Origin of the sequence: Glutamicibacter uratoxydans (assembly GCF_006539925.1) — a bacterium.
GTDB lineage: Bacteria > Actinomycetota > Actinomycetes > Actinomycetales > Micrococcaceae > Glutamicibacter > Glutamicibacter uratoxydans.
In genome coordinates, this window is the sequence record NZ_BJNY01000006.1 from 132,121 (window position 1) to 144,577 (window position 12,457).

General features: G+C 48.0%; 7 protein-coding genes. 5 read left to right on the top strand and 2 right to left on the bottom strand.

Going from position 1 to position 12,457, the window contains the following annotated elements; all coding sequences use genetic code 11:
• Positions 1–328: 328 nt before the first annotated feature.
• From AUR04nite_RS06295 to AUR04nite_RS06315, 5 genes are all read left to right on the top strand, one after another.
• The gene (locus AUR04nite_RS06295; RefSeq protein WP_141363083.1) at positions 329–4,006 is read left to right on the top strand and encodes a sugar-transfer associated ATP-grasp domain-containing protein; all 3,678 of its coding nucleotides are present in this window, start codon (positions 329–331) and stop codon (positions 4,004–4,006) included.
• A gap of 15 nt (positions 4,007–4,021) precedes the next feature.
• Entirely contained in the window at positions 4,022–5,197 is a 1,176-nt protein-coding gene (locus AUR04nite_RS06300; RefSeq protein WP_170184115.1) for a CDP-glycerol glycerophosphotransferase family protein, read from the top strand.
• 95 nt (positions 5,198–5,292) lie between these two features.
• Entirely contained in the window at positions 5,293–6,174 is an 882-nt protein-coding gene (locus tag AUR04nite_RS06305; protein WP_141363087.1) for a sugar-transfer associated ATP-grasp domain-containing protein, read from the top strand.
• Complete coding sequence (locus AUR04nite_RS06310) at positions 6,171–6,806, top strand: nucleotidyltransferase family protein (protein WP_141363089.1); 636 nt, start codon at positions 6,171–6,173, stop codon at positions 6,804–6,806. The genes AUR04nite_RS06305 and AUR04nite_RS06310 overlap by 4 nt, the downstream gene beginning before the upstream one ends.
• 27 nt (positions 6,807–6,833) lie before the next feature.
• On the top strand, positions 6,834–7,628 hold the full coding sequence (locus tag AUR04nite_RS06315; protein WP_141363091.1) for a hypothetical protein: 795 nt from the start codon (positions 6,834–6,836) through the stop codon (positions 7,626–7,628).
• Positions 7,629–8,024: 396 nt separating this feature from the next.
• Here AUR04nite_RS06315 and AUR04nite_RS06320 read toward each other — a convergent pair whose 3' ends face one another.
• Together AUR04nite_RS06320 and AUR04nite_RS06325 are read right to left on the bottom strand one after the other, a co-directional pair.
• Positions 8,025–11,465 (bottom strand): CapA family protein, encoded by a 3,441-nt coding sequence (locus AUR04nite_RS06320; protein WP_141363093.1) that lies wholly within the window; start codon positions 11,463–11,465, stop codon positions 8,025–8,027.
• A gap of 28 nt (positions 11,466–11,493) precedes the next feature.
• Positions 11,494–12,321, bottom strand: a complete 828-nt coding sequence (locus tag AUR04nite_RS06325; protein WP_141363095.1) for a hypothetical protein — start codon at positions 12,319–12,321, stop codon at positions 11,494–11,496.
• Between the last annotated feature and the right edge of the window lie 136 nt (positions 12,322–12,457).

Genomic DNA, 12,457 nt, shown 5'->3' on the forward strand with positions numbered 1-12,457 from the left:
GGGGTAACGTTATGCTTTCTTTATATTCGTATATAATGCAGTTGACAAGTACGTCTAAAGTACACCCGATGATGTTAAAGGATAATTTTTGCCATCGTCGGCAATTCGTAAACTGTCAGTAAAAACACAGAGTGTTTGAGGTTGGCCTAGCTCTTGCTATCCTTTACATGGTGGATTTACCTGATGCTAAGGTCGCGCAAAGGTTGGATTCGCTTCGAGGGAACGGTAGCAGTAGGTAGCTGCACCCACTTGTACCTGCAGAAAAGCAGCTGAAGTTAAACGCACGTCGGCCTGAATACCGGCAAGACGAAAGGTCTTTTGGCAACGCATGAGCACTACTGAAAAAGTGGCAAAGAAGGCACGGAAGGCCGCTGTAACTGTAGCGTCTCACCAACTCGTTACTAAGGGCTTCTCTACCGCGGCGGCTCGACGTTGGGTCCGAAGCCAGATTAGGGATCTTCAGTCTGCAGGTAGCTTCAGCAATGTTCTGGATACGCGGAAACTCCATGAAACAGGGCACACTACTTCTACCGCGTCAGCTGCTAGTGCTTCATCTGAGCTCATAAGCTATAAAGATTTCTTATACTTGAGCCCGATTAACCGTAAACGTGCATGGCTTACCAACCTTGTTACCGCCTACCGTTTTGTCGACGGTTTCGAAAAGTACATGCCAACCCCTATTTGCACCGTGTTTACCTACCGTGACGTATTCGATATTGTTCGGCTGCATGACTTCCCGGAGAACGCGACCGCAGATGATGACGGACTTCTGGAAGTAATTCGTACCTTCGGGCAGATTACGGTCCGTCCTGTGCGCTGGGACCGGGGTCTGGGGCGCCACATTGATTTTGATGGCGAGAATTACCAAATTGATGGTTGGCCAGCAACCGCAGATGACGTTCTCAATACCCTGCGAAAAATGAGCACTGGCTCACGCTGCGTACTCCTGCCGGGCTTTGACGCACGTGCGTTCACTGGAGAAGTGCTTGGACTAGGGGACGCTGTTCTACGCCTCTTCATCTCACGCGACGAAGAAGGAACTGTGCGTGTTGTTCAGGGCCAACTTTGTGCTGGAGATCGCTGGCGTGCCGTCAAGCCAACACCTGAAGAGATTGAAGCATCACAGCAGGATGGAGTCCGTCGAGGGTGGGGCAAGCGCCGCCAGCGGATGTCTCTTGGCGAGCAGCGTTTCGACGACGTGATTGACGTCGATCTCGAAAGTGGCGAGTTCAAGTTGCCAACCGGAGGAATTTCAACGGTTGCTAGAATCGACGAAATCACCAGCTCTCTGGTGGCAGTTCTCTCCAGCGAACGCCATGACTTTACATTCATTTCCGTAGACGTTGTTTTGGGGTCGGAGGAATCTTTCGAGATCCGTGACCTGTCAATTGCTCCTCGCTTCCCAATGTCCACCGGATTCAACGAAGAAGCTTCAAAGTTCCTCAGTGGTGTACTAGATACCCGCATCGGACGAAAGCTCGACAATGGGCAGCGACAGACCGTATCAGCCCAGGCTCTGCGACGGGTTCAACGGCTTTCCCGCAAGTACGACGCGTTCCAGCTTCGTGCTAAAGGCTTCACCGGCCGCACAGCTCGTTTGTGGGTTCGTCGCGTGAATGCTATGAAAACTCAGAATAGTGATGCTCTGAGCACTACCGATCAGCAGGCCATCGACTGGGGATTTGACCCTATTTACGCTCGTCGATTTGGTATCACTGAGGCAAATCGCAATGAGTTCTTTTCGCTACGCGACTACCTGTATGTACAGCCTTTGAACGGCAAATACGCTAAGTGGGTTCGAGACCGTGTTTCTGCACGTTCTGTGTTTAAACCGTACATGGATTCTTTCGAAACCCTTCATTACCAAGTGCTGCGCCGTGACCGCGAACTTCAAATCATCGCATTGTCGGAAGAAGCCCGGGAATTTGGTTCCGACATTAGCAGCGTTGCTCAGTTCCTGATCGCTCATGGTTCGCTGACATTGTCGTCATCGGCGTGGAGCGGATCTGTCTCAGATCAGGTAACGTTCGAAGGCGGTCAGTTCGTGATGAACGACATTCCTTTTACTTCTGATGAGTTTGAGAAGTTGTTGACTTTCCGCGTACGCGAGCAGTTCTATGTTCTTGGAGACAAGAAAGTCGATTCCTCGCCACTTGCAGAATTGTCTACTACGGGCGACGTTGCCATTAGCGTAACGATGCTTAACCCGAACGGTATTGCACCTGAGGTAGCGGAAGCTGCAGTGGTTGCGATTGAAGATGCTGAACATATTGTTGAGTTCCGCAAAAACGGATATGCACTTGGCCGTTTGGGCAAGATCCGCAGCCGTGCTGCAGCTGCAGTTTCTGACGAACAGCTCATCGAAATGCAGTTGGCCGGTGAAGATCAGCGCTCAGATGGTGATGACCCGGGTCCTGGCTTCAACGGTGATGATATCTCTGTTGAAGACGATACTCTGGACATCCATGTTGCACGTTTGCGTTTGGTCTCTCAGATTTCTCCCGAGACTGGACGCATTGAAGCAGCACGTTCAGTGGTACAGGGACGTCTGCGTGTGTACACCAACCATCCTGTCACTGGAGATCTCATTGCTCGGGAGATCCCGCAGTGGGACGAAGTCGTTGCGCGTCTAAAGGAACTTTGCCTCTTTGCCCCTCAGCTTCGTTTTGTAGAATTCTCAGTGGTTCTGACTGAGTCCGGCCCAGTCATCAACGGTGTGTCTGCGACGCCTTTATACGGCCAGGAGTATGCGTTTTCTCCGATGACGGTCCGGTTCTTGCGTCATGAACTCGTTGAGAAAGAAGCAAAGAGCACGCCAACTAAGACTGTGCTCACCAAGTGGCTTCACCAGACAAAGTTGAAGACCCGACGAGAATTTGCAAACGCTTTGTATCCGAAGGGTCTTGTGCCGTATCAGTCGGTTCGTTGGCTTGGCGATATCCGCCGCGATTTGTTCCAGCGAAACGAAATTCCACTGACATCCAAGATTTGGGCCTACAAGAACGGGTTCCTGTCCTACCGAATTCCTCAATATGGAATCACTGAGGAAAACCGCGAGCAGTATATTTCCGACTTTGAGTACCGCTGGCTCCGCCATATTAACAAGAAGTACAAGTATTGGCTTGAAGACAAGATCAGCATTAAGTACGTAGCTGCCGAATTCAATGATTGCTTGCCAGCATATTATTTCTACACTGCAGCTCACGAGGGCGAGAATACCGTCGTTCCAATGATGGACTGTCCTGAAGACTTTGACGCAAGTTTTGCCTCTGTCATTCGCCTGGCAAAGGACAAGAAGGTCCTTGCGTTGAAGCCCGACGAGGGCTCTCACGGTGACGGTTTTTATCGTCTGGAGTGGACTGGCTCAGAGTTCTTACTCAACGGCGAGTCTGCAACTGAAGCTGAAGTCTTAGCGATTCTTCAAGATACAAAGAACCAGTACTTGGTGACTGAGTTCATTCAGATGCATCCTGTGCTGGCTGAAATCTATCCTCATTCAGTCAATACGATCCGTCTCATCGTCTTCAAAAAGGACGGCGTTACTCCTGAGATCGGCAATGCCTATCTACGAATCGGCTCACTAAAATCTGGTTACGTGGATAACACTGCGGCAGGTGGGATGCTTGCACAGATCGATCCAGCGACCGGTCGTTTTGGCGATGCGAAGATTCTTGAACATGGTCGTATCGCAGACTGCCCACGTCACCCAGATACGGATGTAGCAATTGAAGGTGTTATTCCACATTGGGAGTACGCGGTTCAAAAGGTTTTGGACATTGCAGCGAGCATGCCACAGCTCGAGTACTTGGGATTCGACTTGGCAATCACACCTACTGGCATCATGTTGCCAGAAATTAACCGCTCGCCAGATTTCCCACGCATTGATAAGTTGACTCCGGAGACAATCGACTACCTGCTTTACAAGTTGGACAAGAAGAAGCGCATGTTCGGGTACGACATCAATCCGCCGCGCAAGCTGATTTCGTTGCCTTCGAGGAAGGGCTAGCTTATGCGTCGATTCATGGCTAGGACAGTCAAAGCCTCGATGGCGGCCGCCTATTGGACGGTGAAGAAGTTTACGTCTGTCGACGAGAACAAGATTGTCTTCCTTGGACGTCGAATGGATAGAACGCCCTTGGACTTTCGGCTTCTACTTGAAGAGCTCCAGAAGCAGAATTCTGAAATTCGGCCTGTAGTCCTGTCCAGGATGTATCGAGGCGGTTGGAAAGAAACCTTAAAGTTTGCCCCTGTATTGATTGAAAGCATCTACCATTTGGCTACCGCCAAAGTATGTGTTCTCGATTCTTACTGGCCAGCTGTTTCCGCGCTTACTCATCGTCCAGAATTGGTTGTTTATCAGATCTGGCATTCACTAGGAAAGATCAAGCAATCGGGTTTGCAGACAGTCGGACGTACTGATGGCCGTGACCATGCGGTAGCCGATGTGCTGCAGATGCATCAAGGTTACGATTATGTTCTTGCCGGCGCCGAGGTTTGGAACCCAAGATACGTTGAATCATTCGGAGTCCAAGAAAGCCAACTGCTCAACTTTGGGTTGCCTCGTGCTGATTATCTGCTTCATGAACGTTTTAGGGTCGCCGATAGAATCAACTCACGCTATCCTGACCTGAGCAAGAAGCCGGTAGTGGTTTACGCACCAACTTTCCGTCGTGGTACCGATGCAGATGGTGCGTTGCGTTTGGTTGAAGCACTGGACACTGACCGATTTAACCTTGTAATTAAGATGCATGGCAGCGACACTTTGATTATGCCAGACTCTGGACACATAGAAGTTCCCGATTTTACTGCGACGGAACTTCTTTCCGTTACTGACTATCTGATTACCGACTATTCTTCGATCGCTCTAGAAGCTGCAATTTTAGATGTTAATACCATGTATTACGTCTATGACAGAGAAGAGTATTTGCAGAATAATGGCTTGAATATCTCTTTGGACGAGGAGATGCCTGGATGCGTATTTGAATCGGCAGATGACTTAGTACAGGCACTATACAAGACTTATCCAACTCAAACTCTTCAAAAGTATAAGAAGAAATACATCAGCACCGATCTCGGGCATTCAACCTCGGATCTCGCAGAACATATTTTGACTGTAGGTGAACTTTGCTCCCGTTCCTACGAGCAGCACTTAAACAAGGAAAACTCGCTTATCTCTGGATCAGTCGTATCCTCCTAGCGCCGAATCACTATGGTGTTTCAATCCAGAAGCGCGTTTTTTACGCTATCGCGGGTGGCTATACCTGCGACCAGATAGGCCGTTATGGTCTAACGTTGAAAAACAAGAACGAGTATTTGTCGGAATTTGACTGGTATCGTTCACGCTCAATCAATGCTCCGTTCGATTCGATGCTTAACAACAAGATCGCTTGTAACGAAGTTTTGCGCCACCATATTTCCGTGCCGGCCATCGACTTCGTCAAAAATAAGGGCCGCCTTGTTTCACTCACCGACATTTCTAAGTCAGTGAAGCCTGAAGCAGTTCTGGAGGCATTGCGAGATGCTCAAACATATTTCTTGAAGCCATTGGCAGCCGGTAAAGGCAAAGGTGTTCATCGTCTTGACTTTGAGGATGGGAAATATGTCCTAGACCGTAAACCGGTTGATGACCAGACTATTCTGAATCTTATCGATACTCTGGATGGTTGGCTGCTTACTCACGGTGTGCAGCAGCATCCGATTCTTGCTGAAATTTATGCGGAGACAACAAACACGCTGCGGATGATTACTGTTCGTAATCAGGATGGCGATGCGGAGTTATTGTTTTCAGTGCTCCGTGTAGGTACGGCGAAGACTGTTCCCGTCGATAATGGTAGTCGCGGCGGTTTGGTAGCACATGTCGATCTGGAAACGGGTCTACTGTCGCAAGCTCGCACACTATGGTCGAACGATGAATTTGACGTGCATCCTGATTCCGGCACGATGATCCAAGGTACGGTGCTGCCAAACTGGGAACAAACTTGTAAATCAGTACTGGAATTAGCGGATTCGCTCCCATATCTGCAGTTTGTTGCCTGGGATGTGCTGTTGACTGAAGACGGACCTGTAGTGATCGAAGCGAATACTTCATCTGGTGTAAACATAATTCAGGTCTGGGGACCGCAGAGAAGTGGAAAGCTTGGCGATTTCTATCGACAACACGGAGTACTTTCGTGAGTCATAAGCGATATGTAATCATGGCCAATGGCCGGGGGACGCGCTGGGGGAGTCATCTTGGCATTCCAAAGCAATTGATTGAAATTGAAGGCGAAACCCTTTTACGGCGAATTGTTCGACAAGTATCACAGTTTGATCCCACTGCTGAAGTGGTAATTTCCTCGGGGGACCCACGTCATGAAACCGAAGGTGCTGTGCGGTATGTTCCGCTACGTAATGAGATTGAGTTAGATCGATTCGTCGAGGAGCTGATAACAAATAATACGTGCTTCCTTTATGGTGACACTTATTATTCGGATGAGGCAATCCGGATAATTGTTCGCGCTGCTTCACAGGGCGTCGCTTTTTTTGGCGATGAACGGAGCATCGTCGGGGTTTCTTGTCATGATGAATCTTTATTTAGACATCACCTCCAGAACGTACGAGATGCGTTTGCCGCTCGCCAAATTGAAAATTGTATCGGCTGGCAAGTATATCAGTCGTTTGTCGGACGACTCTTTGACGACATTGAAATCGGCGACTATTTCGTTCGCCTCGATGAACGGATGACATGCGGTTTTAATTCGCCTGAAGATTTAAGGAAATTTATAGACGTAATGGGTCGCGACTTTGACGTTAGCGCGAGCAATTAAATAATTAGGTTGGAAAGGGTGCCGAATATGGCGGATCGATCAAAAGATCGCGCAAAAAATATTCTCATTTTATTCTTAATTATTGTTCTGAGTTTCGGAACGATTGCTACTTTCAGGATTCTTGATGGATACGGCAGTCAACCTGATGCTGAAAAAACACACTACAATCAAGAAGAATCGAATGATGCGGATAAGCAGCCCACTTACCAGGGATTACTCGCTCCGGAACCCGATTTCTCTTCGCCCAAAAGCTTAGCTATTTCATTGTCATTTCCACTTTTCGGACTAGGCGATAAACCATATCCAGCTTCGTATACTGGCGGCGGAAATGCGGATCAAGTTTTAGCGAGTAAACAATACTATGAGGCAAAGGCACGAGCCCACTCGATCGCTTTGGCTGCCAACAATCTTGTTCCACCTAACAGCACACGTAACTTTGCCGATTGCGGTGCATTTGTTGCGACTGTCATAGTTAATACAGTTGATCCTAGTTATCCGGGGTTGCTGGTGTACAAGCAACGAGCGTACGTACAGAATCCGAGCAATGGATGGGTCAAAGTAGGGTCTTCCACTACTCCAAATAAAAATACTTTGAAGGTTGGCGACGTCTTCATTTCAAGCGCCGAGCAAAGATCTGGCCATACTTGGATATGGCTCGGGCGTGTGGACGGGATAGACAACGTCATTGCAGATGCTTCATTCGGTACGGATGAAAGCTCAACGGCGCATTTGCCCGTTTTGCGACGCAACCCAATTGATGGGGCGAGGGAAGACGCCAGAGGTCGTGAATACGACATATGGCGATATGTAGGAAAAAAATAGCTATTTCTGTCGAGCGAATGAATTATTCTGAACATTTAACATGTGTGAATAGTTGCGACTATCGTAGTCTGAAAACGGCTGGCGCCTGGTGGTTGTCATTGGATGAGTCAAGGGCTCCCAACGGAAATATTGGTGGTCCCCATGGGCAATTTTGGTTGGTTCCTTGAGGACGAAATAGCGGTACCATCTCATACCATCTCACCGGAACAGAAGTACCTTCAATCGCTATTCTGCAGACAAGACAAGAGAATAGGCAGAGCCTCGGAGTAAGTTCAAGTTTTACTCCGAGGCTCATATATTTACCATTGAATATTTTCGAAGGGCTCTAAGACACTCTAGTCGAAAAGGAAGTTGGACCCTGGCTCTAAAATGATTTCGATGGCATCATCACGGGTATTATTTCCGAGTTAGTTCACATGAAGTAATCCGGGAATCCAACTTGTTCGGCTTGACGGTTGAATAGCTCATGAATGATGCTCCAACCGTTGTGCCACTGAACTCAACTTGGATGAGATCGCGGCTAGCCTTTACACCAGTCAGGGTGACACCCGAAGTCGTGGCCCATTTCTGAATCACGTTTTCTAGGGAATCATCTTTGAACTGGCCGTGGATGGTCAGGACAAAATCGCCTTGATCAGTGAAAGGTTTCACAACCAAATTCGATGATTTTGCAATGTGTTCAACATAGTTCCGCGCTGCAGGGCGCGGTTTTCCAAACATCGGGTACTCGTGAGCTGAAACCCCTGGGGTTGAGTTGATCTCACAGATATTGACAACCTGCTCAGTAACCGGTAGCCGGTGGTCTTGCATTAGGAAGTCGATTCCGACAAGTTCGATTCCAGGTAGCGCCTTCTTAGCCTGAACCGCAATCTCTTTAAGAGAATCATGAGTTTCGTCGGTTAGGTCAATGTTGTCACCGCCTGCGCTCAAATTCGCTGCACTACGTAGATAGATCTTCTCGCCATGTCCTGGAACGTGAGCTAGTGTCAGACCAGACCAGCGTAAATGATGGATGAGTGCGTCGTCTTTCTTAATCAGACGAGAGGCAAGATGAGGATTTTTGGATCGTAGAGCATTTTTAATCTCAATTAGCTCATCGATCGAAGACTTCCCATCACCGATGACATTTGCAGCATCACGACACCAGACACCCAGAACTTCGTCTCCTGAGACTAGGAATCTGTAGTCTTCACCGGGGACATGTTTTTCTATCAAGAATCCACCGAATTCGTCCGCAGTCTTAACCGCTGCTTCAAGTTGTTCGTGGTTTTGAATATTAGCAGTCACGGCTCGACCGCCAGAACCACGACGAGGCTTGACCACAACCGGCCATCCGTTGTCATCGGCAAAACGTTTGGCAGCGGCGTAGCCCTTCCTAGGCATCGGAAGTCCGAACGCGGTTGGCAAACCGTTTTCCAAGAGTAGAGTCTTGCAAAGAATTTTGTCCGCGCAGAATTCGAGTCCAACCATCGAGGTCAAGTTACTGGCAACACGTTTAAAACCAATTTCGTTTTGCTTTTCGTCCGCAGCTGTGAAAACTTGCGTGGAATAACGCTTGGTCGACAGGCCAAATCCAAGTGCCTGGACTTCCATAAGTGCGCTCTCTAAGGAGTTTTTATCCAGATGCACGAGTGGATTGAAACCAAAGTCATTTGCTGTTGCGGCGACCTCGTAGATTTTCTCAGCTCGCTGTACTGCTGGTTTTTGCCAAACAGAAACGGTTTGATCTGAATCCCTAACATGCTTAATGCTGATAGGTGTGTAATCGTCGCCCAGAACATTCCCGATGCGTTGTGCGTCGGCAATTGCCTCTGATTCAGTAAACCCAAACAGTCCGTCCGCTAGCGCTTCGCAAGGGACAACAGTTACTGTCGAAGCACGGTCAGCTTGGACAATCCGACAAGGAATGTAACCATTTCCGGCGAGCACAACCTGACCATCGGAATCTCGGGTTAGTTTGACAAGACCCAAGACTGCATCGTGGGTAATGGGTGCATGTCGTTGGATGTCGGCAAGGAAGTTCCCTGCTGAAAATAGTGTCGGTACTCTCTTGCCAGTTGCTGATTCTGTATAGTCAAACGGTTGTGGGCAGTGGGAATGCGACCCGAAGATGTAATCAACTCCAGAATTAGCCAACATTTCAGCAAATCCAAGCTGTCGATCAGCCAATTTAGAGGTGTATTCGACGCCCCAATGTGCGTAAGCAAGGATGAACTCAGCGCCGGCATCCCTAGCGGACTTGATGTCTTTGACGATCTGTTCTTCATCGAACAAACTTGCCATGTCTTTCAGGCCCTGAGCGGTGAAGTTGGCCTTTTTCATTCGTTGCCGGATTGGATCCAAATAAGCAACGATTGCTATGTGCATACCCTTAATATTGAAGTGAAGCACGCGGGGATCATTACTACCGCTAAAAAGGCCACCATGAATAAGGTTTGTTTGATTTAGCGCATCAAGAGTTTCTAGGATTCCCTGGACACCGGTGTCGTACATGTGATTCTGCGCGCTCATAACTGCGTCAAAACCCATTCGCCTCACGGATGCTAAGTATTCAATCGGCGAGTTCAGATTTGGTCGATCGTCGATGTAAAGCCGTTCTGACATGAATGGCAATTTTGGATTCACCATCGTTTCCAAATTGCCGATAGCCAGGTCTGATTGCCTAAATATTGGGGCCACATGCTGCAACTGCTCATCAAAATTATACGAAGTTCCGTCAGCAGCTAGACGCTGTTGGCGGAATCCGCACATAAGATCGCCTGTCAGCGCAAGTGTTACATCATTGTCGTCATTTGTTGGAGCATCCTGATAGTAGATTCCATCCTTGTAGCGGAATCGAGACGCGGGTACTTGCCCAATACTCGGCTCGTAATCCGATCGCTCAATAGAAGGTGCCGAGGGCCGCACTTCGTAATGCTCTACTACTCGCGCAACGAAGTCGTTGTCCGAAACTAACTCGGTGAACTGCGACGCAGTGGGTGCGCCTAGTAACGAAGACACTGATGTCGGCGGGAGTTCGGTCACACGATAACGAAGGTTCTTCTGCTTCGCATACTCAATTGCCATCGAGCCAGATTCGCTGATAATGGTTGTTGACTCCGAAATTGCGTCTGCGCCGATTTCCGAAACAGTTTCGGGAATTCGAAGAGCATCAAGCGAGAGACACCCCTGGAATGCCCCATCGCCAAGGTCCTGAATTCGGGCATGGAGCCACACCGAGACCAGTGATTCACAATTTCTGAAGAGATTCGCGGGAATTGACTTGATCTTGAAAGGAACAACAACACGCTTGAGTGCGGTGCATCCTTCGAAAGCCGACTCACCGAGGTGGCTTAAAGACACCGGCAAAGACTGCTCCACTAGCGACCTCGATAGTTTGGCCTGAGATCTTGGGCCGGTCTGCACAAAATGGGGAGTCTCTTCAAGTGCACTACAACCTGAGAATGCGTGATGTCCAATTCGCTGAATCGCAAAAGGCAAATACACGTGCTTCAAGCCCGTGCAACCAGCAAATGCATTCCAATTAATCTTTTCCAAATTGGTCGGAAGTTCAATCTCTGTTAGTGAGACACAGTTTTCAAATGAATGTGAACCGATCGTTTTTAGCGAATTTGGGAACTTAATCGATTGCAGCGCTGAATCGTCTTGAAAGGCACGACGATTAATTGCAGTTACTTTCTTTCCGCGTACTTCATCTCGAATCGTGATATCGAGTCTGGGGCCGGAACGTCCCATGACGATCGCTCGATCTTCGTAAATTCGATAAATAACACCCCGGATCATAACCCGTTGTGGAAAGACATCAGATTTTGCACTATTAGTAGTGGTTACACTCATTTGAAGTTAATCCTTTGAAATTGAAAATCTATTTTTCATGTATGGCGCTATTTAGCGACTTGGTATATTCATCAATTTGCTCTTGAGAATCATTCTCAAGCAGTACTTCAAGATGTTCCGATGCATGTCCAAATCGCTTTTTCTCCAGATTTAGATAGAATCTTGAACGATGCCATTCTATTATCTCTGATTCCTTTAAGGTAATTTCTAGGTCATTGTCAGAAAGGAAGTCAACGACCACTTTCTTGAGCGAGCCGGAGAGTAGTAGGACACGAGGTACATAGTGCCCAGCATTTTTGACATGATGTAATTCAAGGTCTGGATATGCTGCTGCAAGCTCTGTGCGAACAAAGAACGAATCCACGGAATTTTTCGGGTCAAATAACACTACTTTCCTGCTTGAGTTCGAAGGCATTTGACCTGCGTTCATTGCGTCGTGTAAATATCCCTCGGATCTGAAGCGAATGGGAATCCTCTTGTCAGTTATTGGGTGAACTGGCAACCTAGGCGATAGTGCAAGAAAGTTGGCGCCAAGCGGTCTGCTGTAGTAAGCGGCGGCGTATCCGCCGAGTGAAGTTCCGTAAAAATAGAACTTATTATTCTCTTGAAGTGGCTCTAGAACAGATTGAATCTTCTCGCGTGTAAGATATTGATACTGTGTTCGCTTCGCTTGGTTTACAGTTACGTATGCAATTCCTAGCTTTTCGGCCAATGCGCTGCCGAATCCGGCACTATCAATACCCGAACCAATTTCTCCAAAGCCTACTAGTATTTTCCCTGCATATTCAGGGTTCGGAGACTCGGGAGCAGTAAAAATAATTTTGTATTTGCTATTTCCATCTAAGATTGTTTTCATGCCTATAGCCTTGTGTGAATTCTGATTTATGGTTTTGGGATTGATAATTATTTAATTTACTAAAAATGATGATCGTCCTGTGTGCCATTCTGGCCCATGAGTGCGACTTTGATATTGCGCAACAAGAGGGTGGACA